The sequence below is a fragment of the Furfurilactobacillus rossiae DSM 15814 genome, from assembly GCF_000428925.1.
GTDB lineage: Bacteria > Bacillota > Bacilli > Lactobacillales > Lactobacillaceae > Furfurilactobacillus > Furfurilactobacillus rossiae.
Genome location: NZ_KE386820.1, coordinates 191,796 through 218,763 on the forward strand (window position 1 = coordinate 191,796; position 26,968 = coordinate 218,763).

Sequence of the window (26,968 nt, forward strand, 5' to 3'; positions counted from 1 at the left end):
GAAAACAATAATTCTTGGTTTTACTTTAAGCCCGATGGCGGAATTGCCCAAGGACTAACGTGGGTGCCACGGTCAAACACTTGGAATTTTTACGATTATGGAACCTACCAAATCATAAAAAATGATTATCGTCAAAATAATGGTTCGTGGTTTTATTTTACCAACGATGGTTCAATTGGTAGAGGACTCGTTAACACGAATAGTGGATGGCAGTATTTTGATCCTGTTACCTATCAAATTAAGAAAAATAGTTTTGTGATGATTAACAATAAAAAATACTATTTTGATTCAAATGGTAATCGAGTTGTTGGCAGTGTCAATATTAACGGATTGACGTATGGTACTGATTCGAATGGTGCGATAAACGACTCTCCCGAAGCAATTAGCACGCTCATAAAGACTTTATATTCAGAAATTGGTAAACCGTATGTATGGGGTGCAAGTGGGCCAAGCGCATTTGATTGTTCTGGATTAGTACAATATGCTTATGCCGCAGCTGGAATTTCTTTACCGAGGGTTACTACTCAACAGGAGCGGGTTGGCTATCATGTGGGATTAAATAACTTACGAACTGGTGATTTGCTTTTCTGGGGCTCCGTGGGTGATTCATATCACGTTGCAGTTTACATTGGTAATTGGCAGATGATAGAGGCGCCTTATCCTGGTGCAACTGTACATGTCACATCATTAAATGGATGGACTCCTGATTTTGCAACACGCGTATTATAAAAAAATAGAAGGAGGGGCCTGATTAGGTTCCTCTTTTTGTAATTTTGCTTTAAAATAACTTGTAAAGTAAATAAAAGATGATTGGGGTTCATATGAAAGAGACAACGTTAACAGAAGAAATAAATAAGAGGCGAACTTTTGCGATCATTTCTCATCCGGATGCCGGAAAAACTACAATAACCGAGCAAATGTTACTACTTAGTAAAGTAATTAGAGAAGCAGGTAGTGTTAAGGGAAGGAAAACTGGTAAATATGCTACTTCAGATTGGATGGAAATCGAAAAGCAGAGGGGGATTTCAGTAACAAGCTCCGTGATGCAATTCGATTATGAAGGGAAACGCATTAACATCTTAGACACACCCGGGCACGAAGACTTTTCAGAAGACACATATAGAACTCTAATGGCTGTAGATTCTGCAGTGATGGTTATTGACTCAGCAAAGGGAATTGAACCACAGACAAGGAAATTGTTTAAAATATGTAAGATGAGAGGCATTCCGATTTTTACATTTATTAATAAATTAGATCGCGATGGACGCGAACCAATGGATTTATTATCTGAAATTGAGGATACATTGAACATTGAAACGTGTCCTATGAACTGGCCTATTGGGATGGGAAAAGGGCTTAAGGGGCTATATGATATTTATAACAATCGTGTTGCTCTTTATAATCGTTCTGGGGATAAAAAGGAAACGTATATACAATTAAACGACTCAGGTGATATTGAGGATGATTCTGATCTAAAGAAGGACAGTATTTGGAAAGATACCTTGGATGAAGTTGAGCTTATCAAGTCAGCAGGTAATAAGCTTGAAATAGACAAAATTATGACCGGAGATCTAACACCAGTATTTTTTGGATCAGCATTGGCAAATTTTGGTGTCGAAGATTTTTTAGAAACCTATTTGAAATATGCTCCAACGCCAGCAGATCATAGGACTGATGACAATCAAATTGTAAGGTCAAATGATGACAGAATGTCAGGTTTTGTGTTTAAAATTCAAGCAAATATGAATGCTAATCATCGTGATCGAATCGCATTTGTGCGTCTTTGCTCGGGTGAATTTAGGCGAGGCATGGATGTGACTCTGAATCGCACACAAAGACGGTTACGTCTAAATAATTCAACGCAGTTTATGGCGGAAGATAGAGAAAGTGTACAAACCGCTGTTTCTGGAGACATTATTGGATTATATGATACGGGAAACTTTCAAATTGGCGATACTATCTATGAGGGCAAAGATAAGCTGCAATTTGAAAAGTTACCTCAATTCACTCCGGAAATATTTGTACAAGTGACAGCCAAAAACGTGATGAAGCAAAAATCATTTCATAAGGGAATAGAACAATTAGTACAAGAAGGTGCAATACAGCTTTTTCGTTCATACTCATCAAATGATTATATTTTAGGGGTAGTTGGACAACTGCAGTTAGAAGTTTTTCAGTTTAGAATGAAGAATGAATATAACTCGGATGTTATTATGACATCCTTGGGAACAAAAATTGCAAGATGGGTGGATCCAGAACAGCTGGATGAAAGTGCGGCATCCAGTCGTAACATGTTGGTCAAGGATAGAAACGACCAGCCACTGTTTTTATTTGAAAACAGATTTGCGGAAAACTGGTTTGCTCAGAAATATCCAGATGTAAAACTTACTTCAAGACTTTAATACCTTTGAGTAAAGCCATGGAGTAAGCACTTAGCAAATGCCCGTATAGGGAAGCGTCCGTGATGGTTGGTAAAATGATATCTGCACTGTGCCCTGTCAAGTTGACAGATGAAATAATATAAAGTTTTGGTATTCTCTAAGCGGCTTCATTCCAGTATTCATCTGGAGTGAGGCCGTTTCTTTGTGCCGAACGATTCTGGTGATTGAAGTACTCGATACCTGCTTCGATTAATTGAATCAGTTCCTCATACGTTTTAGGACGCGCGTGACGTGCTAGCCGGCGTAGTTTGAACTCGTTCCACCATCGCTCCATTGGTGCGTTATCGTACGGTGTGCCTGGTCGTGACATACTTCTGGTGACTTTGAATGGTTCCAGAAAGTCATTAAATTCATTAGAAGTGTAGGCAGAACCTCGATCAGTGTGAATCATCGGATGAACGTCTTCACCCACGGCGTCAAATGCTCGTTGGAAAACCGCAATTTCAGCTTTACTGGTCTCTGTTGGACTTAGGTGATAAGCCATTAAACGCCGGCCATAGAGGTCTAATACACCACTGAATCTGACTTTGTTCTCACCATAAACCCCATAAGTGACTTCCGTTGAATCAGATAACCAAACTTGATTGGGTTGCTCAACAGTAAACTCCTGATCAAGAAGATTATCCTGCGTATATTGCTCTGCTTGTTTAATTCGATTATGTTTCTTCGTTCGTATCTGGCATCGAATATTCAGTGCTCGCATCACGCGACGAACTTGTTTTAGAGTCACCACAAAGGTGATCTTTTCATCTTGTTCGAGGTTAATTAATAGGTTACCCGCACCAATCCCTTGATAATGAAAATCAAACCAATACTGGACGCGCTGTTTAAGCAATCGATCTTGTTTTTCCCACTCTGTTTCAACACGCTTAAAACTCTTGTTATAAGCCTGTCGGCTGACTCCGATGATGGCTAAGAGTTTTGTAATGCCACCGTGATGCTGATAACTGACTTCCTTGATTGCACGATAAGCCAGTCGATGTTGTTCATTCACTCCTTGTGCTGAAGTTCCAGCAATTTTTTTACGAATGCATCCTTCAGTTCTTGATCTTTAAGTTGGTCTTCTAATTCGCGAATCCGCCGGTTGGCTTTATCTAGGTCTGTTAATTCACTAAGTTCCTTATGATGTCCGCGATTATCAACCAAAGCCTCATAACCACCGGCCCTTACCTTGAGCACCCAAGAACGGGCTTGTTGATAGCTCACGCCAAAGTGAGCAGCCGCCTCGGTGTATGAATGGTTATCTTTGGTCACGTATTCAACGATTTCAATTCGTTCATCAAATGTCGTTTTGCGACTCATAGTGGGGACCTGCTTTCTAAACGGCGAGGCCGTTAAAGGTTTTTCCCCATTATACAGTGAAACCCAGTCTTGCAGTTGTGTCTTAGAACGCAAATCAAACTTCATTGTCAGTGATTGTAATGTGCCTTCACCAGCTAGATAAGCTTCTACGACCATCTGTTTAAGGCATTTAGAATAATGATTGTTTTTGCGAGACTCTTTTAATCCCTCTAAACCATCACGTTTGTATTTGTCACGCCATTGTTTAAGCGTTGTCACGCCAATATTGTACTGTTTGGCCGTTGCTGTCATAGACAAGTCAGATTGCTGATATTCAGTCAGAATGGCCAGCTTTTCTGGAGCTGTATATTTAGTTCTGGGCATACGAAAAATCCCTCCGTAACTGTCAGATGAATTATATTATTTCATCTGACAACCACAGAGGGATTATCGCAAATGTAGTAACGGGGTTAAGAAACGTTTTTTTAAATGTCCAGGGGTAAAAGAAAAAGGTAGGATAAAAAAGAAAACTTGCTGCCCCTACGCCTTCTGAGTAACTGGCTGAAATAAAAAGGTGACCACTTTGAAGATTTGAATAAATTTCTTGTATTCTATTGGCATGAAAGGACCAATCTGCTGTGGCAACGATATGATGTGATACAAAGTATGAATAAATTATAGTCAGACATATTATGAATAAGTCAATGATGCTTAGAATCAGATGTTTTCATTTAGTATTTATTTTTTACAAAATTCTGATGCTCTCCTTTTTACATTAGTTAAGAATAGTAATGACTTTTAATGAAATAGTAGAGGCATCATGTAAAGTTTACAAATCAGGTATATTTGTTACAGCATTTAGGTGTTTTCATTGCTAAATTGATTAGTTGAAAATCTGCAATTTATCCGATGTTTGAAACGCAAAAAAATGATTGTTCTCGGGAAGAAATTACAGACTACTTTAGACGATAGATGACGCATGATGTCTTTTTGAAAAGATAGTTATCAGGGAAGCAATGATTAGCAAACCTGAAAATAAAAACGGATACATATAGCGCTGACTTCCATTGACTGGTGATAACAAACAGAAAGGAATTTGCATCCAAATCACCGATAATGCCGCTATCCAGCGATACCTATGTTCCGCTAGGACGTACATTAATAATATTAAGCTGGCAATAAAGAAGGTGGTTCCTCTAAATAATATACTGATGATTGGTAAACTTAGTAAAAGATTGCAAAAAATAATGATTATGTTTCTACCATGTTGTTTCCGAGTAGTGTAATTAAATGTAAACCTTTTCCCATTTGTCGTAAATTCATATTGTTTTGGGGAATGCATTGGTAAATTTAAGGGGAAATCATCAGTTGCTAAATCTTTGACGGTTAAGGAAGGGCGGCTGTCTAAACTGAGATACTGATAGGTTTGGTTGAAGAAGGCCGCAAAATAGATCCCAGGGTGTTTCAAAAACATGTGCAACCAAACTTTGCGGTATTCCTTCAAATCTTGGGCATTTGCACTCTTGTATCGGTAAACAGTTGGTACGCCACCACCACCGGATTTTAAGGGATCTGAGGTATTGGGATTATAAAGTTTTTTCATGTTTGAGACGTCAAACATGCGATTCAATGTTTTTCTCTCTTGGACCGTCACATCGTTTGGATACGTCCGAAGATAACGTGCTGTTTGCTGAAAGGGGATGGAATACATTTCAACCGGATCTCCAGGAATGATATGGAGTATAGTACGTCCAATCATATAGGAGGATTGAAATAAGAGAATTGGAACAAAGAAGATAGCGAAAATGCGTTTTCCTTGCGTTTTAAAGGTAAAAAGAACGGATATGCTGGCAACAAGCGCCACGTAGAAGCCATATTTTATGTTAAAAATTTGAATGGATAGACTGAGAATTATACTAATAATCCACCATGGGGTCGACCATAAGCTCTTGTTTAGCATAGCGTGTATAATCAGTAAAGAGAACCAAAGGACACTAATAGAATAGACCGTGTTTTTAACAACGAAGATACTGTATAGCGGAAAGAGTGGAAAGAGCGCATAAAATAAAATGCTTGCTACCAACCACCTAGTGCGAAATTGTAATTTTTGTAGAATTAAAATTGAATATGTGAGCACTGACGCCGAAAAAATGGTTTGAAGCAAAGAGAGGGTAAACAATCCCAACTTGGCAGAGCCACAGTAAACAGCCAATTTCACAACGCTACCATAAATAAGCGTGCTAACGTAAGGATGATGGTCAGAAATTGTAGACTGGCCAGCATGAAGTAGATAATGTCCGGTTGGATAAATGTTTGTTACATGTTTACCGAAGAACTCAGCTAATTGATTAAGGGTATCCCAAGACATAGTGCCAGGATACAAAACAAAAAGGTAAGCAGACCAACATAAAATGATAAACAAAGTTACTCCAATGAATATACGTGGTTTAGTCAATTGAAGTTCAGTAGCACTTATTGTCTGGAAATGCCATTTCACGAAGTATGGTATTTTAAACAGCTGAAAGAGCAGTGAACTTATTGATATTGCCTTTAAAAAGCCGATTACCAGAATTATAGTCGAATGTGCTTCAGCTAGAGGTAGATTATTAAAGCTCGAAAAAAAGAATCCCATGGTAGTAAAGAACCCAATAATAAAAGATAAGATGCCGCCATACAGTCTCAGTTGACTGGCAGGGCGTTTATCAAGCGACCAGTACATGAAACAAATTATGGCAACTGACGTAATCATGGATTGCAGTGAAGTTTGCATGGAATGTTGTAAAAAAGTGTACGCAAACCTACCTGCGGGGGAGTTCAGGTTATTCGTTATTACGACATTGAGTGGAACTAGAGAAACCAAGACGCCTATTGCAGTGAATAGGCCAATGCCTAGTTTTATTAATTGCCACATCATTCTAGGGAGAGAATGATGTGCTGGAAGTTGATTATAAATACTGAACACCTCACTTTAATTAAGAGTATTATCTTTTGAATCTTGATCAGTGGCTAAATTTTTTCTCAATTTAATGAGGGCAAAAAAGATAATAGAAGCGCTAAAAATTAATGGGTACATGTAGCGTTGACTGCCATTCACTGGAGAAACGGAATCAACAAGAATTTGAATGAGTAATGGGGAAAGCACAACCACATTGACTCTGTCCTTTGTAAATAGCAAATTGACTGAAATCAGTAACACAAGAACAATATAAAAGGCACCTAGTAAAAATAAATTTAGGAAAGGTACAGTGTTGATTATAGTTAACATTGTGACCAGAATGTATTTAAGGGAAGAAGTCGGATGAAAAGCGGAAATTTTAAAAACAGTTCCGTTGTTTTTAAAACGTAGAGAATTTTGCTGAATATTAATAGGATAAGCAGCAGTAACTCCAAATCCTACACCATTATGAGTGTCGAGATCGAAGTATCTGTAGATGCCGTTAAGCGTTGCAATGATGTATGTTCCCGGATGTCTAAATAATTGTTGAAGCCAAACTTTCCGATATTCTACTAGGTCCTTTTTAGTAACCGTTTGGTAACGATAGACAATTTTATCTTGCACGGGTTGATCTGTTTCTGGCACCACAACACCACTTGATTTGATAGGATCAGCTATGTCAGGATTATAGGACTTGGCAATCCTATCGTAATAAAAGACCCTGTTTAAAACCTTTTTTCCTTTTTTGTTACGTCGTTTGGATGATTTTTTACGAACCGAGCCGTTTGTTGAAAGGGTAATGCATACGATTCAACGGGATCTCCAGGAGTAACATTTAATAATTTTAAGGTTGTTGAATAGCCAACGTGGAAGATTATTAACGGAATAGCAAGAATAGCAAACAGGCGAATAAACTTTTTTCGAAAGGAAAGTAGCAGTACAATGCTGGTCAAACTTGCGACAATAAGACCGTATTTAACTGTAATGGTTTGAAGCAACAAATTCACAATTACTTGTAGAATCCAAGAAATACTGTGTGACGTTTCGTCAGAATTTTGCACAAACTGTAAAAGTAATAGACAAAACCAAAAGATGGTAATGCCATACAGGGTGTTCTTTACAACAAAAAGTGAATAAAGAGGGAAGACTGGGGAAAATGCGTAGAAAATAATCAGCACTTTCTCAGTGTGTGCTGTCATGCCCATTCTTCTGAACACATGGATAGAAAAAACACAGATTCCAATTGCGTATAAACATTGAAATAGCGAAAGAAAAAAAATGCCCAAAAGGGGGTTGCCCAGTGCCAAGCCTAATTTTACTGCACCGCCAAAAAATAAAGTAAGGAACACAGGGTGATGGTCACTTAAGGTACTCATACCACTTTGTAGAAGATAATAACTGGTCGGATAAGCATTGTGTACGTGTGTTCCAAAAAATTCGGCAATTTGATTTACCGTGTCCCATGATCCGGTTCCTGGGAAAAGTATAATCATATAAGGAATCCAAGCTAAAAGTATAATTATTGAAATTATGAAATACGGATTCCTTTTTTTGTTTACCGTATGATGGAACTGCCTAACTATTTGTGAGCTTGTAATGCTTATAAACGTACTGGTTAGCAAAGTTGTTAAAGCAATGATTTTGACGATTCCAAAAAGGATTGACAGATTAGACACTGATAGATTTGACGACGGAGGATTCGCTTGGAAGAAGCCCCCAATAACGGTGAAGAAGGAAAGAAAAAATGCCAATGTACCATCGATTAACCCGAACTTGAGAGATATGGTAGTTTGAAAAGCGATTTTCAAGAGAAAAAACGTACCAACACTACCTAAGGCAACAAGTAAAGTGTTTTCATTGTTGGGTAGCAGACTGTTGAGTCGAGTAAAAAAATCTAAGCTCGTATTATTTGCTAGAGAATCAAAGTGCAAACAAATTCCCCAACTGACAAAAACTGACAAAAGTATCAGTGAGAACAGATGAATGTTTATTTTTTTATATTGCATTGTAGACACTCCAACTTTTTATCTAATTTGATCTTCGAAGGAATTGTGAATTTGAATTAACCGAAATTCGAATTCACGTTTTTCTTTTTTTACGATAGAATCTAGAATCAAACCGCTAGAAAACAAAATAATACCGGTGATTAATAAAAAGCCACAAACTACTAACGTTGGCATTTTCGGTACTAGTCCGGTATGCAGATAAGGGATCCAAACATTTGGAAAAAACAAGCCAGCAGCAATTAAAATTAATAGAAGGGAAATTAGTCCAAAAAAGTGTAATGGTCTATAATCCTTAAATAAAGATATGATTCTCCGTAAAACCTTGAGACCGTCGGAATAAGTATTCAATTTTGAAAAACTATCAGCTGGTCGATCACGATATTCTATAACATGATTTTCGATATGCATATTGTTTTCGATAGCTAAGATACTCATTTCGGTTTCAATTTCAAAGCCTTGCGATAGAACAGGATATGATTTAACAAATTGATAACTAAACGCACGGTATCCAGTCATAATGTCTTTGATGTCGTTTTTAAAGAAAAAGTTAATACTTTTTCTGACAACAACATTTCCAATATTATGGAAAGGACGTTTATTTTCTTCAAAATAGCTTGACGATAAACGGTCACCAACGACCATGTCAACATTTTTCTCCAAAACTTCATTAACCATTGCTGGAATTTCATCAGCCGGATAAGTATCGTCACCATCAATCATAATATAACTTTCAGCGTTGATGTCTCGGAACATACGGCGAATAACATTTCCTTTTCCCTGTTGAAATTCATGACGAACTATTGCGCCAGCAATCTTTGCTTCGGAAACGGTGTTGTCTGTTGAATTATTGTCATACACATAAACGGATGTGTTTGGAATGCCTTTACAGCTAGCAAGACAGTCTGTAACAACCTTCCTAATAGTTTTTCCTTCGTTGTAGCACGGAATTAAGATAGCTAATTTGTCCAAAATGTAGGTCCTCCCAAGATTTTCGTCTAAATACACTTAATAATATCACACTGTTTGCCTTAAACCTTTGACAAAATAATGTTTTGAGGTAATGTTATGGAGCGTTACAGATATGTAACGAGATATTAAATGAATCCTTAAATTACAGAATACTAATTATGGTAAAATAAAAAAATGGTTTCTTTTTCAAAAGACAATAAAAATAGGGTTGACACACACATGCGTGACTGCCTTTTAGAGGGGTAATTAGATAAATGAAAGACAGAGCCTATTTTGTACTGAGGCAATTTTGTGTTTGGATAGCTAATGTGTTGATACTAGTTGGTATCAGTATTGGTTTTCCGAATGCAAACAGGGTACCATTACATAACATTAACGTTACTGTTCAAATTCTAAGCTATCGCCTAAACAGTTCATCTTTTAACCAGTTATTTGCGATACTCCTCTTTTTAGTTTGGCTAAGTGTAAAGAGATACTTAAGCCGGCAGACGATAAGCAGTCGCTGGCAGTTGGTTTGGGCGAACATTCTTGGAGCGGTATATGCAATTGCTTTTTTGTTAGGTAATTCGTTCTCGGCGAGAAACAACTTAACACTGATTTGGGGCGACTCTGCAAATTTAGCATTTTCAGTTTGGTATGGCATTGCACTGTTTTTTGTTCTTCGTACTTTTTTTAATTTGATTTTGACTTTATTGAACAAGCCGATTAAAACAAACCAAAATGAGAATTCCGGTGTAAATGAGAAGAAAAGCAAATATTATTGGTTAAAAATCTTTGGATTGATGGTGCTTATTTGGTTACCAACGTTTGTGTTGTATTTTCCCGGTGTAGTTGGATGGGATGGCTTTGATCAAATTAATCAATATTTTTATCAACCCACTATAAATCATTTACATTTTTATTTAACAAACCATCATCCGTATTTAGTTACTTTGATTTTAGGGTTCTGTATAAAAATCGGAATGAGCCTGTTTCACTCGTTCAGCGTTGGTGTTTTAATAAACACAATTTTAGAGAGTGTTTTAATGTGCCTGTCGTTGGCTAGCCTAGTTACGGTTATTAGAAATAAAGTTGGTTATAGACCTGCAAGATACTTATTTGCTTTCTTTGCTCTTTTTCCAATCTTTTCCTTTTGGGCCGTCACTTTTGATAAAACCGGTTATTTCATTGCTACAGTCGCGTTTTTCTTAGCAGCGATGCTAAATTTGACGCTTAAACCTGCCAATGCTTCACAACACAAATTAAATTTTTTGTGGTTAGGAATTTCCGCTTTGAGTGTTGGGCTAACAAGAAATGATGGCTTTCTCTATGTTTTCTTAGCACTGATTGGTTGCCTGCTAATGTCAAAAAAGAATAGACTATTGTTCATTGGAAGCCTCGGTAGTGCGGTTGTTTTAATAATTATTTGGCTAAAAGTCGCGTTGCCATTATGTGGTGTTCTTCCGTCTGAACCAGGGGAAACTTTAGCAATTCCAATGCAGCAAATTGCTAGAGTGGCGAGAGATAATCCTTCCTCCATATCAAAACAGGAGTACAAGGAATTAAACAAAATAATTAAGTTTCAAGAGTTGCCTAGGGCATATAAGCCTGACTATTACGATAGCGTAAAAAATAAAATTAGATGGCCAATGTGGCGTTTTAAAGGTAATTATGCTGAGCGTAGCAAAGAATTTCATAGGCAACCCATAGTTTCGGAAAAAAATACCTTTTTAAAAAACTGGCTGTCGATAGGTCTAAAAAACAAAAAATTATATTTGGAGGCCTGGTGGGCTGAAAGTGGACACTTTATTTTTCCGCTGAATGCGCCCAATTATCTTATTTGGAATGGGCCAGTGACCGTTGCCTATGAAAGAACTTCAATGACGAAGGACTATAAATTAGCTAATGGCAAGGGAGTCTTGGAGCCAGGCTATAATGATTTATTGAATTTCATGGTGACTTGGCCAGGTATTAGCATTTTATTTAACGCTGCATTTTGGGGATTTGCATTTTTAGTATTAGCTACATCTTTGATTTTTAAAAAAATATGGGGTTTTCTGCCCGTGATTTTCATGGGCGTAGGAATGTTTTTGGTTCCGTTTATAGGACCGGTCGACGGAGGGTTGCGTTATTATTTTGCTTTGATGGTTATTGTTCCCGCGCTATTTGTGTGTAGCTTGTTTTCCAGTCAGATAGTCAACGATGATTCATCAGAACATAAATGAATGTTTTAGCATTTTTACAAGTTATGTAAATAGACGGTGCATTCAGTTTTGTTTGGTGCAGGTAGGTCGAAAAAAGTCACAATTAAAAAAGATTCTATTTTTCCAGCAATCTGGAGAAAATAGAATCTTTTTGTGCTTTGAAGTGCCAATAATGATTGTTTAATTATTAAGTTTAAACAATTGGAGCGTAAACGGAAAGGCCAAAAAAATAAGACAGAGAAAGGTAATCAAAGATATTAAAAGCGAAATTGCTGAGAAAAGAGGAATGTGTTGCCTAATAACGATCAAGGAATTAGGGCTTATTGAATGCCTATTATCAATTGCTAGTTTTCCCTGCGTTACCTTCGGAGAGTGTCTTACGCCGTTCACATAAACATCGACCTTGAGGCCACGATAGCCCAGAGTTGGTAATACTAGTTGACCTGATGGAATTTTGTCAACTGTTCTAAAATCGAGTGACTTTAACTGTGCGTGAAATTGTGCTGTTCCATGCAAGTGCTTATTTGCATCAGAAAGTTGATGATTTGGCAATAACTGTTCTTTTGGATCCGTACTAAGAGTTCTTTCTTTTTTTGAATTTTTAATTAATGCATCTGTTGGCATGTAATCTGTGTACAACTGCAAATACCAAAAGGGTTGATACTGGGTAATTCTATCGTTAACAGAGCCCAAAGATGTTACGCCTTAACCGATATGTTGAGTGACCCCCATATTGACAATGTTTTGTGTCATCACTTCAAACTTGCCGTTTTCTTTTATGTCAGGAAATAAGTTACTTCTGATAGCGGAAGTTGTGTTAATGGTTAAAAACATTAATAAAATTGTCAAGGTGGATTTAAACCAGCTTTTGGATAGCTTGTTATTAGATAAAGCCAAACTAAAAAAACAAAACATAAGGGTAATTCCTAATCCCGGTCGAAACAAACGTGCAGGCATTTGCATCGTTTGCAAGGCGGAATGTTTCATCAATTGTGACCACGAAAAGAGATCAGTGCCTAATAAGGTCATTACAATTCCCATTATTGATCCCAGTTGTGGGCGAATTTTCAGGAAGAAGAATATTATAACTATGAATACAATAGCGAATGAATCGAGGTTGTCCGAAAAGCTAAAAAATTTGTTTGCTGAGATGAAACTGGTTTCAAACTGACGTAAATCGACTACTGGGGGTTTGACGTTGTTTAAATGGTTGATGACGAAGATAGGGATGATTGAACCTAAACAGGAGAAAAGTGAAGTTAACGCACTGAAAATTCCAATTCGAGCTACAGCTATTTTATTAGAAGTCTTTATTAAAAGAATTAAAAAATAGATAAGCGTAAAAATTGATAAAAATAGAAAGGTCATCAGGTGAGAAAAGGCGGGAATGCTTAAGCCCAATGTAATAAAAAAGCAACTTGCCTTTTTATTCTTTTGAGGATTGTTCAATAGCCACAATCCAAGTGTTAGCCAAGGAATGCCCACAAATGCCAAAGACTCTCCGAGCGCTATAAAGCCCGTACTAATGCTGATGGAAAGCGTAAAAAGAATTGAAAAAGTGGCCTTATAGAATTCATTTTTGACTTTCGCAAAGCTAACGGTGAAATATGTAGAGAAGAGTAACAATTCAATATTTAGAAATATGAGTAATTTATAAGTGGTGATGATACCCAAATGAGGCAAAAAAAACATCAAGAGCTGGAAAGATGCGGCTGGGTAAAAGATGTTTGTTGCCACTCCAAATTGACCTAAGGTTTGAAAATTTTGGGGATAGAGAAAAGCCAGGCTGTTTCCGCTCAGATTGGATATTCTAGATAGATGATAATATGCATCAGTCGGTAGTTTAATTGGAGTTGTCAGAACCGTATTGAAAATTATCAAAGGTAAAATTAAGAAAATAGCGAAAATCACAAGCCTAGTTGCCGTTATATTTTTAACATGTAGTTTTGTCATCTGGACTCCTAATAGTTTTGCTGATTAGATAAATATCGAATTATTAAGTAAGGATAATCTTGAAACAAGATTTTCGATGGCATATTCAATACGAAAACTTGTTTTAAAGGTAATATAGTTTTTTTAAAACTACAGACGTATTTATACTTTAATCCAGAAATAATATTATCGTCAAGATAAATCAAAATATATCTTGTTGTGTAAAGAGCAATCATGTTTTGAGTAGCCTTTTTGAATAGAAATTCGACAGGTGTTATCTGTTTGCTATTTTTGTATACCATTCTAAGACTTAGTGTATTTTTAGATAGTACGAATAGTAAAAAGTTTCAAAGCTATTGAAGAGCGAATGAATTTTAAAGTATGCGCTATTGAACTTATAGTTCAAATCAAACTCTTAAACGCGGTAAGATCAACGCCGATAATTTTTAAATGAAAAACATGCATCATCGGACTTGTATTGATAGAGATTGTGAGCCGAGAGTTTTTTACGAAAATGGCCAAGGTGTTGGATCCGTTAATTGAAGTGTCCTCTCCAAAAGTAGGATCACATCTCAATTTTGGGTGAGATTTGGTCAGGTACAGGTAATGATGTTTTTAATATGATCAAACGCAACTACATTTTTGAGAATTAAATTGTTGACTACAATAATTATGAGTATTATTATAATGATGTTCTTAATATAGAACATGATATCTGGCCGGATATTTTTACATGTTTTTAATACTGAGTATAAAATAGGAGTAAATAATATGATTAATGAAATTAAAATTCCACAAATGACATTAACGGGTGATACATCAGGTATGAGCCATGACGTGTCAAAAGTACTAGCTTTTACGTTTGAATTAAACGGACGAACAATCGAAGGCTATGCAAAAACAAAATGGCAAGGTGACAGCTCCACCGGTCTTATTAAAAAGAATTACAAATTTAAGGCTTACACTGATGTGGACTGCAAACAAAAATTATCGTTTAAAGTACGACCTGATTGGACAACGAATAATACGTTTAACTTGAAGGCAAACTTTATTGACGTGACTCATGCTCGAAATATTATTAATGCAAAACTGTTCTCAGAAATGGCTGCTACTCGACCTAACGTAAATGCTGAACTGGTTAGTGCGACGAACTTTTCTGAGATTCAGGGGTTCCCAATTAAATTGAAAATTAATGATAATGACGCTGGTGTTTACACGTTTAATACTGGCAAGGACGATGTTCTTTTCAATATGAATAAAGGATCAAACCTTCAAGGGGCAGTTGAAGCAGCTCAATGGGTAGATGAAACCCGCTTTTTAAAAGATGAAGCCAAGTTCGACGGATCAGATTTTACAGTTGAATATCCGGACGAAATTACACCTACTCTTAAAAATAGCTTTGAAAGTTTGATGAAATGGGCTCATCAAAGCAACATTTATGACATTCAGAATCAACAGAAAAATTATATTGATGTTGATTCAGTTATTGATTTCGGCCTTTTTTCAAATGTCATTCAAGACACCGACATGAACGTCAAAAATGCCATGTACGTCACCTATGATGCTAAAAAATGGATGATGGTCCCTTATGATCTTGATACAAGTTGGCAACTACAGTGGGACGGGAAGTCCCTGCAAAATATCAATCAAAATTTATTTGACTTTCAAAGCAATCGCTTATTACAAATGATCTTTGCGGCCAACCCTGAAAAGGTATTGGAGCGCTATCATTTTCTTCGTCAAACTACGTTAAGAGAGGATCATATTATTGAGCTTTTCCGGAACTTTATGTTTAGCGTCGGTGAAGAAAACTATGAGACTGATTTAAAATTATGGCCTTCGATTCCTAGTGCTGCATTGACGGACTTTACTCAATTGCAATCGGCTATTTACCATCGCTTAAAGGTTGTGGATCAGCAAGTTGAAGAGAAGTTTGCTGGCGGAGAAGTTGGGGCTATTCCAAACTATGTCAAGAATTCCGATTTTATGTATGATACGAGCGATTGGGATGTGTTTGGTAGTTTTCATCGAACACTTTGGCCTTCTTCTATCGGACATGGCAGTGCTGGTGCAAGTTATGATGATCAATCGTTAACCGAGGTTACATGGCCATCTATACAAAGTAAGCCAATATGGTTAACTACCGCCGCACCAAATAATCCTGAAATTTCCTTTGCGGGCAATATTTATATTTACTCTGGTGAAAAGCTCGTGCCTGGTCGAGACTCATTTAATGTATCTGTACGGTTCTTAGATACTAATTTAAAGGAAATTGGTTACTCCGCAGTTTGGGCGGATATAAATGTATTAGATCAGTTGCAAAGATTAAAGGCTGAACATGTTTCAATTCCTGAAGGAACGGCCTACGTAAGGTTCGCATATTTTGCTGGATGTGATGGTCATGCCATTATGACACAACCACAGATTAATTTTTCGCCAACATTGGGTAAGTACACCAGTAATTAGCTTTTAGCATGACCAAACAGGAGGTTTTTAAAATGAAACACACAATTAAGTATCTCGGGCAGGTTTTGATTGTCGCTTCTACATTAACAATTGGATTAGTTTCTTCACCGCAATTAAAAAATGGCGTAATTCCTCAATTAATGACCACAGTGGTGCATGCTGATGCCAGTCGTGGGTGGGTGACTCGTAATGGACAACGATTCTACTATGATGATAATGGAAACCTGTTAAAGGGATGGCAATACGCAGATGGTGCATCACGAATGTTTGACGAAAATGATGGACATCTAATTCAAAATACTTGTTATTATTTTTCAGGTAGTTGGTACCGTTTTGATAATGAAGGCCGTCGAATGGATAATGTTTATATTCAGGGATTTCCAGATCATCCTTGGAAGTATATGTTTGGCCCTGATGGCCGCCAAATCACGAATCAGTTTTACAACTGGGCCGGTAATACGTTTTATTTTGACAAAGGGGGCAATCGTTCTGATGGTTGGTTTACAGTTGATGGGCGAAAATATTATGGAAATAACGACTATGGCATTGAAAAAGGATGGCAGTATGTTGATGGTGCCTGGCGAATGTTTGATGAAAATGACGGTCATTTAATTCAAAATACGACTTACAAATTTTCGGGCAGTTGGTATCATTTTGATGATCAGGGTCGACGCATGGACAATGTATATGTTCAAGGCTTTCCAGATCAGCCATGGTGGTACATGTTTGGCCCCGATGGTAAGATCGTCACAGGCCTATATCAATGGATGGGTTCTTGGTATTATTTCAATCCCAATGGGTACACTAAGGAAACTAACACAGATGAAGTAATTAATGGTCAAACTTGGCATTTTGATAATGATGGTAAGGGCAGTATTGTTGGTACTGCTGTCCCAAATAATGCAAGTCAGGCCGGCATTAACGGATTTAACAATGGAGGATGGAGTTATCCCGCCGGTCAATGCACTGGATTTGTTGCGGGGATATTGGCAGCACAAGGCATTCCTGCCAATAAGTTTGAATGGCTAGGAAACGGTGAGGATTGGGCTAGCAACGCTGCTAAACGCGGTATTCGAGTGGATCGTACTCCAGTCGCCGGTGCGGTCGTTTCATTCAATGGTGTTCCGCCAACTTATACACCAGGATTTGGACATGTTGCATTTATTACTCGCGTTAACAGTAATGGTTCATTTCATATTATCGAAGGAAATTTCAGTGGAATGGCCTTTCATGAGCGTGATGTTTGGATGGATAACGCGGTTGCAGGAATCATTCACTTTTAGTCTTACTAATATGCGCTACCGTTAGCTTAATTTGATTGTAATGACAATTAAAATAGCTTCCGGACTAACCTTGAGGGGTAAGCCGGAAGCTATTTCATTTACATATTTTCTAATCTTGCAATCCGTTCGTCAATTGGTGGGTGTGTATCAAACAGATGGGCAAATGAGCGTTTATTTTTAAACGGATCGGAAATGTATAGTGATGCACTACTTGGATTCGCCGCCTGCATTGGCTTGCCACCAGAAATCTTCTGTAATGCGGAGATAAGTCCTTGAGGGTTCCTGGTGAGTTCAACACTACCGGCGTCGGCTAAATACTCACGATTACGTGATAAAGCCATCTGAGCAATGGAAGCGGCAAGGGGGCCAAGCACGACTAACAGAATAGATACAATGAACATGATGATTTGCAGGTAACCACCACCGTTATCATCGTCATCACGGTCTCGCCGTCCACCGCCCCACCAAAACGAGTTCATACCAATATTTACTAATAAGCTAATAGCAGCTGACAAGGCAAGGGCGATAGTTTGTAGGCGAATGTCGTAGTTGCGAACGTGCGACATTTCATGGCCGATCACACCTTCAAGTTCTTCACGATTCAGCATTTCAATTATGCCACTGGTTGCGGCAACTGCAGCGTGCTGTGGATCGTTGCCCGTGGCGAAAGCGTTGGGACTAGGATCATCGATAATGAACACTCGCGGCATTGGGACGCGAGCCACTAATGCCATGTCTTCAACAATATGCCAGAGCTCGGGGGCTTTGTCAGCACTGGTGATTTCATGACCATGATTCATGCTCATTACAACATTTGTTGAATTACCAATCATGATAGCTGAATAGACAACTGCGATGACTAAAGCCATTAATAAGCCAGTAACGCTACTATTAAAGAACACATAGCCGATTGCCGCTCCAATTGCGAGAACGAGTGATACAAAGCCAATTAGCACGTAAACGGTTCGGCGTTTGTTTTGTCGAATTTGTTCGTAGAGCAACTTTGCGTCTCCTTAGTTTTAGTTATCAAAAGATACTTTTGGAGCTGATTTTTCTTCTTCAGGAACCTGTAGATAGTCTGCAGGTGTGAAGTGATGAAAATTAGCGACCATGTTGCTAGGAAATGTTTGAAGTTTCATGTTCAAACTAGCGGCACTTGAATTGTACAGCTGGCGTGAGTAAGCAATTTTGTTTTCTGTATTGCTTAGTTCTTCCATTAACTTGCTGTATTCTTCGTTAGCTTTAAGGTCTGGATATGCTTCAGAAACAGCCAAAATGCTTTTAAGGGTATCACTCAGCTGGTTAGAGACCTCCATAGCCTTTTGATGGTCATCAGAGGGAACACCCATTAATTGACTACGCAGACTGGTTATTTTTTCTAGCGTGGACTGTTCATAATGACCGTATCCCTTAACAGTTTCCACTAAGTTAGGAATCAGATCGTTTCGACGTTTAAGTTGAACGTCAATCTGGCTCCAAGATTCCTGAGTGTAAGTGCGAGCACGAACCAGTCCGTTATATAAGCTGGCGTAAATGATGCCAAGAACAACTAAAATAACGATGATGACGATAATTGCAATCATGTGTAAACTCCTTTTCTGTCGCAAATTTGTTAGTGCCATTTTATCAAACGTTAGGATGGGAAAACCAATTATTAAGCTTGTTTAAGCTATTCTTGACTGCGTGAACAATTCGAGAGCACTTCTTGAGCAAAATTAGATAAAAAATGTGGTACTGAAAACTGATCGACAAAGTCGTTGGCATTTATATTAGCCGGATCCGCATACTCCAAATATTCCGGTATTAACAATTCGACGGCCTTCTTATTTGCTTCCATTTCTATTTTTGAATGATTTGCAGCTGATGAAAAATATAAAATTCTGTCCGAGTTGTCACTAATTAGTACATGGGCAATTTCATGTGCTAGCTGAAATGGAATTTGGTTAGCGTTATGCCAATTCGGATTCATGACGATTTTTCTTGTCTGCGTATCACAGGCGGGTGTAGTGAATTCATGTAATTGGTTTAACCAGAAAATTTTAATCTGGTTATCCGCTGCTAAGCGATTTAAATATTCTAATACAGTTTGATTAGACATTGTCTTAGCCTCGCAAAATTCGCTTAATAAGCTCAAGGTCTTCTTTGGGGATCTCTTTACCTTCATAGGTCATAATTACTTGCTGATCTGCTATCTGTGCTTTTAAATCGACGGTTTGCTTTTCTTCCGTAGATTCTTTTTCGCCAGTCAAATCGCTCTTTTTAACATGTAAAGCATCAGCTATTGCTGTAATGGAAGCAGGGGATGGGTTGGCTCCTTGTAGACGCCAGCGGTAAATAATGTTTTTACTGAGGCCTGCTTTGAGTGCAACTTCCTGCAAACTCATTGCGCGAAGCTTGGCAAATTTGGCGATATTATCGGTAAGCTGTGTCATGTTCAAAAATCCTACCCTTTATTGTAAGTTTATTACACTCAGTATAATACAAAGATGGCTGTTAGTCTGGTTAATATAGCTGGTAGTTATAAATTCTAACTTTGTGAGCAAACGCAGATACTTTGAGTACTTTTATATTGAATATAATAATTGAAATATTTTGAACGACTTCAACTTAACATCGACTAGTGCATAAGTAATTAAATTTGCTTGAAGTTAGTTTCCGTTTTTGCCTTTATAACGGCATTCATGTATTATGTTGACATATAGAAACGGAGGAATTTTTATCATAACGATTCGTGAAGCACAAAAGGATGATGCTGGCCAGATAGCCCCCCTCATCAATATTATTTTCAAAGAAATGGAACTGGAAGAATTAGAAGACGTTCCTGACCCTGCCGTCCTGAAGGCCATTACCGCTGCGTACCAGAGTGAAGCATATCTATCTGGTGCCGCAACAACGGTGGTGGCCGAGGCCAACGGTCAAGTAGTAGGGGTAGCATTTGGTTATCCCGATGAAAATGAGCAAAAAGTGGATCAAGTTTTGGAAGACGCAACGAGTTTTAGTGATGTCTTTGCAGATGATCCATTCGGTTCAGATTACGAAGCATTTAAGAACGAATGGTACTTGGACTCCATTGTGGTTGACCCTAAATACCAGGGAATGGGAATTGGTGGAAAGTTGCTTGAAGCAATTCCTGAAGAAGCAGCGGAAGATGATAAGTCAGTTGTTGGACTGAATGTTGACTTTGAAAATCCTGGTGCAAAAGCACTATATGACCGACATGGTTTTAAAACCGTCGGCATTAAGAAAATTGGGGATCACTGGTATTTCCATATGCAACGGTTAATTGGTCATCCTGCTAAAGTACAAGCATAGGTGTCTATATTACTTGCATAGTATGAAAAGTGAGTGCTGCGTTGAATTGCACTGGCGCTTTCATTAGTCTCTTTGAGACGTGTTGAACGCAAAAATAAGAGTTTGGAATATAATTCAAAATAAATTGGCTGGGGGAGAGCAATAGTTGTTTTCCTCTAGTCAATTTTTCGTTGGAATGCTTTTCTCGAATTTTTGGAATTAAATAGCATTTTTGAGGTCCAGCCGATTTTTTGTTGACATAAATCTCTTTAATCTTGCTACTCTGAGCCGGTTTTTAGTGTAATTTTTAAAGTGCAGTCGGTGATACTGACTTGGTGTTTGCGGCAAAATCTTACGTACAGGCAGATGGAACTTGATAAAAATTGAATTTACCTTCCTGATCATATTGGTCTTGAATCTTAGTAGGTTTGCCAATGTTGCTTCTTTCTTTTTATTCATTTCATTAAAATCAAAGATCTTTAAGAACAGTATTCGCGTGCAAGAATTTGTCGAGTATAAAAGGAAAATTAATGCTGAATCTGCAATTTGTGGATTGTAAAGAGGCCCTTAGTCGATTATCATGCATCGAAAGCGGCCTTCATCCGCATAAACGTAGTATCGTGATCTGTTTTTGAGTAAGTATATGATTAAATATGCCATAGATTGTGAATCGATTTTATATGAAGCGACTGTAAGGAAGATCAGAATATGTTAAGTGAAATTTATTTTTACATTTAATAAAGTCATTCTATTTAGGGATGATCGTGGAAGTAGAAAAACATAAAATCAATTTCAATGTGACAATAATGCTTCTATGGATAAAAGGGCTTGTTATATTATGTGACGTAATGATATAAATTATATTATAATTAGCAATGAAATAAATAATAACATTTTAATATAAAGGAAAAAGCATATGAATAACTTGTTTTCTTCAGCAATGATCTCTTTGACAGTAAGTCTGACTGGAGCACTTTTGGGTTTTTGGTATAACAAAAATCAAATTCGGCAGAGAGAGACTGCGCTACATATGAAAATAGATGGAGAATCCGATTGGGAACGTGCCTTGGTGTCAGTAACTGAATGCCCAAATGAGCAATTTACGCAGACAGAGATTTTAAAGGTTAGACGTTGTTTATCAGCTTTTAAAACTCTTGCATGGGCTAATAGCGTTTACTCGTGGGATTCCTCAAATAAATATGAAAGAAGAATCGAAGATTTAGAACGACTATACATAAATAATTTTCGAACAGATTGTAAAAACAAGTGGATAATGAAAAAAGATACTGAATCCTTTGGACTGCAAGAACTTAGAAGAATGGAATTTTATTTTTTCTTGAAATTTAAGGATAAAAGCATTGTATATTTGGAGTCAACTCAATTTCAGTGTTCTTTTGTTCGAGGCACGCTGAAAAGTGAAGAGTGTGAAACTGTAAGGCTGATTGCACGAGAACTGTTAGAAAATCGCTTTATGACTTATGAATGTAATAGAGAACTTCAAAAATGTTTGGGCCTACAGAGGAAACGGCTAGAGGCACACTATTTGAATCGAAAAATGGTTGTACAAATCCAGGCGTTGAGTGCGATTCCTTAAATAAAGAACATTAGGTTCAATATCGCAGATGCAAAGTGAACTGTAAGGTTGATTACTAAACTTTGAAGTACCCCGTAATTATTAGACGGCTCTATCATATCTGTTGTTGGTCATGTCAAAAGATATGATAGAATCAAAATAGCGCCGATGATCAGAATTTTCGAATCCTGATCATCGGCGCTATTTTGGTGGGACTTATGTCAGGCCCTTTTTATAGTTCTATTAAACAATGAAATTGTGAAATTAAAATTCGAAATACGGCATAAATGAAAATATATAATAATTATGTATTATAATAGCATAATATAAATTAATTGAAGTCATTGAGTAATGGAGGAGTATATTATGGGTGGAAAAAGTAGATCATTGCTAACTACAGTAGTCGTGGCTTCTTCACTAGGGTTAGCCGGTTTAGCCATCGGCACAGTTGCCCCAATGGGACTGATTCAACCAATTGTGGTCAGTGCTGATTGGAAAACTGGCTCACAAGGTTGGTGGTATGACGACGGTAACGGCAAGTTTGCACAAGGGTGGCGCCAAATAAACGGACCTTGGTACTACTTTGATAATAACGGCTGGATGAAGACTGGCTGGCAGGAAATCGGAGGAGTCTGGTATTACTTTGCTAGTAACGGTTATATGCAGACTAACTGGCAACAGATCGGCGGAACTTGGTATTATTTTGATGCTCAAGGACACATGTTAACGAATTGGCAGAAGCTCGGAGACAACTGGTTTTACTTCAACCCACAAGGACACATGTTAACTAACTGGCAAAAGTTGGGTGATAATTGGTTTTACTTCGATGAACAGGGTCACATGCTCAAAGGTTGGCAACAGGTTGGTGGTTCTTGGTATTACTTCGATGACAACGGACATATGCTGACAGGAAAACAAATAATTGGTGGAGACACCTATTATTTTGATGGCAGTGGGCATATGCAAACAGGCTGGCAAAATATCGATGGAAAAACCTATTATTTCGATTCAAGTGGCAAAATGGTAAAATCTACTAAAATTGGGGATACTACGTTTGATGCCAATGGTGTCGCAGGATACTGGCATTCAGATGCTATGGTCAAGTATTCGCCTACGGACGGAATGACAGCACCAAACAATTATTTGTTCTATGCAATAAAATCCGTCAATCCTCTGAGAGACGATGGACTATACAAAAATTCACCATATAATACAGCAGATGATTCGATATGGGCTGGCAGCACTAAGAATTATAACGGTACGATTGTATACGCTGACGCCTATAAAAATGTGACAGATTATCAAGGCAATTCGATTACCTATGTACATGTCAATTTAAATGGTAGTTGGTACTGGGTGGACCGTCGTGGACTGAGTTATCAAACAAATCCAGGGACAAGCCCGGCAGTACTTGGATATAACGCATACAATCACAACGGTCAGGTTCCGTATTACTCATCCTCGAAGTATTCTTCAGAACTAGATCGAGCAGCACAACATTGGAACCAAATTTTAGGGACCAATGTGTTTGTCAAAATGAGTTCTTTAACTCATGATACTCAGCTCGAAATTTCTGATGTTCAATTGACAACGAGCGATTACCTAATGGGAACATATGGTAGTTTAGGACGAATGTTTGTTAACACTGGGTTAATTGGACAACGTACGACAGCACCAAATGGCGGTAGTTATGATTATACAAATTCAGATGAAATTGAGCATATTTTTGAGCATGAATTGGGGCATTCCATTGGTTTAAATCATACTGGCTTCGGAACCGGCACTGGAAATTATGGCTGGAGTTGGTCTAATGAAAGTGATCTTATGTGGGGAACAAATCTAAGCGGTAGCATCTCTGATCAATCCGTAGTCACACAGAATGATATTGCTGGTGTTAACCTTGTTCGTTCAATGCACATGTACTATGACACTGCGGATCCCATTCTTTACAGTAACATCAGTCATGATGGTTCTGGGTATGAAAATGAATGGGAATTTGTCCCACCGGTTGCAAAGTAATCAAATCATGGTTTGAAATCTGTTTCAGAACATTTAAAAGTAATTATAGATTTTACTCAACACTAGTAATAAATGAAGCTCGAGCACCCTTTCTGTGGGGTAACTCGAGCTTTATTTGTGCAAAAACAGTTTGTTCGATATTGATATATAAGTTAAAATCGAATTGTAGCATTTTTCACAAATACATCTAAGGGGAGCTGTAACGATGAATCAGAGTGTTAGGTTTAAGCTTTATAAGTCAGGGAAAATATGGGTCACAGCAGGAATTGTAACTGTAGGGATAATCTTTGGCAGTGTAAACGTCAGTGCCAGTGTTAATGGTGAGGGCGTCCCCTCAAGCACAAAGGCATTACAGACAACGCAGACGATTTCGGCTGTTGGACCAAATGATCAGCAGCAAAATATTATAAGTAATTCAGTAAAAAGTGCTGCTACCACTGAAAGTAGTAATCAACAAGAAAGTTCCGTTCAACCTACTTCGGTGGGGGCAAGTGCAACTTCTATTGCGAATACTCAGGCTGTTTCTGAATCCAAGCCATCTGATACCAATAGTGAGTCAATCATCATTTCATCAGCTTCAGCGGCGACAAGTATAGCCTCGATTGCAAATAAACAAAGCGTCACTGAATCAAGTCAGTCTAAAAATGTATCGGTTGCCACTCAAGCAGTATCTGCAGGCTCGGCCACATCTGCGATAGCGAACAAAGGGAACATTGCTGAACCTAATCAGACTATCAATGATTCGACCTTTGCATCGTCTGCTTCACCCAAATCGGTTATGGCCGCCCAGAACCTTGATTTTCTAGCGTCCACCCAAGATGACAAGTTTTATATCAACGGACAACCGGCTAATGGCTATCAGCAAGATGGCGATAATTGGTATATGTTCAAAGATGGAATCAAACAATCACAAATTCAACCATGGGCTAATGGCTATTATTACTTTGATCCAGTTACATATTTACGAACTGATAATGCATTTCGAAGCGAATGGGGCGGTATCTATTACTTTGGCTCCGATGGCAGAGCTGTGCAGGGATTACAAACAATTGACGGTAAAAAATATTACTTTGGTGATGATAATACTTATGATGCACGCAAAAATGCCTTTGTTACTCTGAATGATAAGACCTACTACTTCGGTGATAATGGGGCGCGAATTGATGGTTGGATCAGCAAGGATGGTCAAAGGTATTATGGTGATGGCGACAACGGTATTTTAAAGGGTTATAGCAATGGTGACGGTTGGCGCATGTTTGATGTTAAAGACGGGCACTTAATTACTAACTCGATTTATCCATGGGCGAATGGATATTATTATCTTGATGGGAACGGAATGACCGTTAGCAACTCCTTTGAGAACCAATGGGGTGGAACCTACTATTTCGGATCTGACGGACGTGCAGTCCAAGGTATTCAAAAGATAGACGGTGCCTACTATTTCTTCGGTTCAGATAACACGTATAACATGAAAACCAACAGTTGGGTTTCTTATTGGAACAACACCTACTATGCCGGTGCTGATGGCAAACTCTTAAGTGGTCTACAAAAGATAGATGGCACTTTCTACTTTTTTGATAAAACTGGTTTCCAAATGCATAAAGATTCATACGACATGGGCTATCCAAACTGCTGGTATATGTTTGGCCCGGACGGAAAAATCGTAACCGGTTTGTATCAGTATATGGGGAGTTGGTATTACTTTGATCCTACAAGCTATTTAAAAGTCACTAACACTGATATGTCTATTAACGGTGTTCAATGGCATTTCGATGGAAATGGTATCGGTACGAAAAAAGCGGATCGATATTTTGTTTCGTATGACACTGCAAAGAATGGTGGGATTAATGGTTTCTGGAACAATGAGCCAACGTACATTCCAGGGCAATGTACGTCATTTGTCGCAGGGGCTTTAGCCGCTTCCGGCGTACCACAATCAGAGTGGACACATTTGGGTAACGGCGCTGAATGGGCAGGCAACGCCCGTGCTAAAGGGCTGCGGGTTGATATGACGCCTTCTGTTGGTGCTGTTATTAGTTATAAAGGTGCTAACTGGAACAGCGGATATGGGCATGTGGTATACATTACCGGTCTAAACGCCAATGGTTCAGTTCACATCATTGAAGGCAATTACAGCGGTCTTGCTTTTCACGAACGTGATGTATGGATTGACAATTCAATTGCGGGCATCATTCACTTTTAAAAATATGTGATTAGTATTGGATGATACTAATATTTTAAGAGTTTGGGACAAAACTCTTGAATAAAAAATAAGGTTCGAAATCGTTTTTTGATTTCGAACCTTATTTTCGTACTATTATGTAGGCACAGAGACAATTCTCTGCTCATCCAACAGCGACTAAACAATTAGAAAGCGAGGTTATCTCCATGTACAAGAATTATAACAATAATCAAACCAGTTTGGCAGTGAATTTAGATTTTACGCCTAGTGAAAATCATGTGGTCACGGTGTTAAGCCGATTCGTAGACTCTATTCCTTTAAAAGACGTCATGAACGCAACTGCCGCCACTGGGCGGCCAGCCTATGATCCACGGTTAATGATGAAGATTCTATTGTTTGCGTATACG

Annotated in this window: 19 protein-coding genes and 2 pseudogenes; 10 read left to right on the forward strand and 11 right to left on the reverse strand. The window is 38.1% G+C overall.

What is annotated here, in order from left to right:
* Both G400_RS16415 and G400_RS0114005 read left to right on the forward strand, forming a co-directional pair.
* Nucleotides 1-729: C40 family peptidase (locus G400_RS16415; RefSeq protein ID WP_191979393.1), on the forward strand; the 729-nt coding region annotated here is incomplete at its 5' end.
* Nucleotides 730-821: 92 nt separating this feature from the next.
* Nucleotides 822-2,402: a peptide chain release factor 3 gene (locus G400_RS0114005; protein WP_017262762.1), complete on the forward strand. Its 1,581-nt coding sequence runs from the start codon at nucleotides 822-824 to the stop codon at nucleotides 2,400-2,402.
* Between the two features lie 136 nt (nucleotides 2,403-2,538).
* On the opposite strand, the gene G400_RS0114010 is transcribed toward G400_RS0114005, so the two are convergent.
* From G400_RS0114010 to G400_RS0114035, 5 genes and pseudogenes are all read right to left on the reverse strand, one after another.
* Nucleotides 2,539-3,435, reverse strand: coding sequence for an IS3 family transposase (locus G400_RS0114010; RefSeq protein ID WP_017262763.1), 897 nt, complete (start codon nucleotides 3,433-3,435; stop codon nucleotides 2,539-2,541).
* Nucleotides 3,432-4,106, reverse strand: coding sequence for a helix-turn-helix domain-containing protein (locus G400_RS0114015; protein WP_017262764.1), 675 nt, complete (start codon nucleotides 4,104-4,106; stop codon nucleotides 3,432-3,434). The genes G400_RS0114010 and G400_RS0114015 overlap by 4 nt, the downstream gene beginning before the upstream one ends.
* Before the next feature lie 577 nt (nucleotides 4,107-4,683).
* Nucleotides 4,684-6,636, reverse strand: a complete 1,953-nt coding sequence (locus G400_RS0114020) for a DUF6020 family protein (protein ID WP_156647558.1) — start codon at nucleotides 6,634-6,636, stop codon at nucleotides 4,684-4,686.
* 54 nt (nucleotides 6,637-6,690) lie between these two features.
* A pseudogene (locus G400_RS16710) lies at nucleotides 6,691-8,663 on the reverse strand (DUF6020 family protein).
* Between the two features lie 18 nt (nucleotides 8,664-8,681).
* Nucleotides 8,682-9,632 carry a glycosyltransferase family 2 protein gene (locus tag G400_RS0114035; protein WP_017262768.1) on the reverse strand — a complete coding sequence of 317 codons (951 nt, stop codon included), beginning with the start codon at nucleotides 9,630-9,632 and terminating at the stop codon, nucleotides 8,682-8,684.
* Between the two features lie 254 nt (nucleotides 9,633-9,886).
* Here G400_RS0114035 and G400_RS0114040 point away from each other — a divergent pair, with 254 nt between their 5' ends.
* Nucleotides 9,887-11,836, forward strand: coding sequence for a DUF6020 family protein (locus tag G400_RS0114040; RefSeq protein ID WP_017262769.1), 1,950 nt, complete (start codon nucleotides 9,887-9,889; stop codon nucleotides 11,834-11,836).
* Between the two features lie 159 nt (nucleotides 11,837-11,995).
* Here G400_RS0114040 and G400_RS0114045 read toward each other — a convergent pair whose 3' ends face one another.
* Both G400_RS0114045 and G400_RS0114050 read right to left on the reverse strand, forming a co-directional pair.
* A complete protein-coding gene (locus G400_RS0114045; RefSeq protein ID WP_152323499.1) occupies nucleotides 11,996-12,439 on the reverse strand; it encodes a hypothetical protein in 444 nt (147 codons plus the stop codon).
* An 81-nt stretch (nucleotides 12,440-12,520) separates the two neighbouring features.
* Nucleotides 12,521-13,768, reverse strand: a complete 1,248-nt coding sequence (locus G400_RS0114050; protein WP_017262771.1) for a hypothetical protein — start codon at nucleotides 13,766-13,768, stop codon at nucleotides 12,521-12,523.
* Between the two features lie 750 nt (nucleotides 13,769-14,518).
* Here G400_RS0114050 and G400_RS0114055 point away from each other — a divergent pair.
* Nucleotides 14,519-16,213: a CotH kinase family protein gene (locus G400_RS0114055; protein ID WP_017262772.1), complete on the forward strand. Its 1,695-nt coding sequence runs from the start codon at nucleotides 14,519-14,521 to the stop codon at nucleotides 16,211-16,213.
* Nucleotides 16,214-16,245: 32 nt separating this feature from the next.
* Entirely contained in the window at nucleotides 16,246-17,496 is a 1,251-nt protein-coding gene (locus tag G400_RS0114060; RefSeq protein WP_017262773.1) for a CHAP domain-containing protein, read from the forward strand.
* A 98-nt stretch (nucleotides 17,497-17,594) separates the two neighbouring features.
* On the opposite strand, the gene htpX is transcribed toward G400_RS0114060, so the two are convergent.
* The 4 genes from htpX to G400_RS0114080 all read right to left on the reverse strand — a co-directional run bounded on the left by htpX (nucleotide 17,595) and on the right by G400_RS0114080 (nucleotide 19,928).
* Complete coding sequence (htpX, locus tag G400_RS0114065; protein WP_017262774.1) at nucleotides 17,595-18,497, reverse strand: zinc metalloprotease HtpX; 903 nt, start codon at nucleotides 18,495-18,497, stop codon at nucleotides 17,595-17,597.
* An 18-nt stretch (nucleotides 18,498-18,515) separates the two neighbouring features.
* Nucleotides 18,516-19,079 (reverse strand): LemA family protein, encoded by a 564-nt coding sequence (locus tag G400_RS0114070; RefSeq protein WP_017262775.1) that lies wholly within the window; start codon nucleotides 19,077-19,079, stop codon nucleotides 18,516-18,518.
* Between the two features lie 86 nt (nucleotides 19,080-19,165).
* The gene (locus tag G400_RS15550; protein ID WP_017262776.1) at nucleotides 19,166-19,594 is read right to left on the reverse strand and encodes an ImmA/IrrE family metallo-endopeptidase; all 429 of its coding nucleotides are present in this window, start codon (nucleotides 19,592-19,594) and stop codon (nucleotides 19,166-19,168) included.
* A gap of 4 nt (nucleotides 19,595-19,598) precedes the next feature.
* On the reverse strand, nucleotides 19,599-19,928 hold the full coding sequence (locus G400_RS0114080) for a helix-turn-helix domain-containing protein (protein ID WP_017262777.1): 330 nt from the start codon (nucleotides 19,926-19,928) through the stop codon (nucleotides 19,599-19,601).
* Between the two features lie 286 nt (nucleotides 19,929-20,214).
* Between G400_RS0114080 and G400_RS0114085 the strand changes: the two genes are divergently transcribed.
* From G400_RS0114085 to G400_RS0114105, 5 genes and pseudogenes are all read left to right on the forward strand, one after another.
* The gene (locus G400_RS0114085; RefSeq protein WP_026017223.1) at nucleotides 20,215-20,808 is read left to right on the forward strand and encodes a GNAT family N-acetyltransferase; all 594 of its coding nucleotides are present in this window, start codon (nucleotides 20,215-20,217) and stop codon (nucleotides 20,806-20,808) included.
* Nucleotides 20,809-21,703: 895 nt separating this feature from the next.
* Nucleotides 21,704-22,381 carry a hypothetical protein gene (locus G400_RS0114090; RefSeq protein ID WP_017262779.1) on the forward strand — a complete coding sequence of 226 codons (678 nt, stop codon included), beginning with the start codon at nucleotides 21,704-21,706 and terminating at the stop codon, nucleotides 22,379-22,381.
* A gap of 345 nt (nucleotides 22,382-22,726) precedes the next feature.
* Complete coding sequence (locus tag G400_RS15965; protein WP_017262780.1) at nucleotides 22,727-24,379, forward strand: M57 family metalloprotease; 1,653 nt, start codon at nucleotides 22,727-22,729, stop codon at nucleotides 24,377-24,379.
* 205 nt (nucleotides 24,380-24,584) lie between these two features.
* The gene (locus G400_RS15560; protein ID WP_017262781.1) at nucleotides 24,585-26,582 is read left to right on the forward strand and encodes a CHAP domain-containing protein; all 1,998 of its coding nucleotides are present in this window, start codon (nucleotides 24,585-24,587) and stop codon (nucleotides 26,580-26,582) included.
* A gap of 185 nt (nucleotides 26,583-26,767) precedes the next feature.
* Nucleotides 26,768-26,968 (forward strand): annotated as a pseudogene (locus G400_RS0114105) (IS5/IS1182 family transposase); the annotation flags it as partial.

Coding starts and splice junctions, on each gene's coding strand:
- G400_RS15965 (WP_017262780.1), top strand. CDS start 22,727: ATGGGTGGAAAAAGTAGATCATTGCTAACTACAGTAGTCGTGGCTTCT.
- G400_RS0114040 (WP_017262769.1), top strand. CDS start 9,887: ATGAAAGACAGAGCCTATTTTGTACTGAGGCAATTTTGTGTTTGGATA.
- G400_RS0114020 (WP_156647558.1), bottom strand. CDS start 6,636: ATGATGTGGCAATTAATAAAACTAGGCATTGGCCTATTCACTGCAATA.
- G400_RS15550 (WP_017262776.1), bottom strand. CDS start 19,594: ATGTCTAATCAAACTGTATTAGAATATTTAAATCGCTTAGCAGCGGAT.
- G400_RS0114060 (WP_017262773.1), top strand. CDS start 16,246: ATGAAACACACAATTAAGTATCTCGGGCAGGTTTTGATTGTCGCTTCT.
- G400_RS0114015 (WP_017262764.1), bottom strand. CDS start 4,106: ATGCCCAGAACTAAATATACAGCTCCAGAAAAGCTGGCCATTCTGACT.
- G400_RS0114080 (WP_017262777.1), bottom strand. CDS start 19,928: ATGACACAGCTTACCGATAATATCGCCAAATTTGCCAAGCTTCGCGCA.
- G400_RS0114055 (WP_017262772.1), top strand. CDS start 14,519: ATGATTAATGAAATTAAAATTCCACAAATGACATTAACGGGTGATACA.
- G400_RS0114045 (WP_152323499.1), bottom strand. CDS start 12,439: ATGCCAACAGATGCATTAATTAAAAATTCAAAAAAAGAAAGAACTCTT.
- G400_RS0114090 (WP_017262779.1), top strand. CDS start 21,704: ATGAATAACTTGTTTTCTTCAGCAATGATCTCTTTGACAGTAAGTCTG.
- G400_RS0114005 (WP_017262762.1), top strand. CDS start 822: ATGAAAGAGACAACGTTAACAGAAGAAATAAATAAGAGGCGAACTTTT.
- G400_RS0114050 (WP_017262771.1), bottom strand. CDS start 13,768: ATGACAAAACTACATGTTAAAAATATAACGGCAACTAGGCTTGTGATT.
- G400_RS15560 (WP_017262781.1), top strand. CDS start 24,585: ATGAATCAGAGTGTTAGGTTTAAGCTTTATAAGTCAGGGAAAATATGG.
- G400_RS0114070 (WP_017262775.1), bottom strand. CDS start 19,079: ATGATTGCAATTATCGTCATCATCGTTATTTTAGTTGTTCTTGGCATC.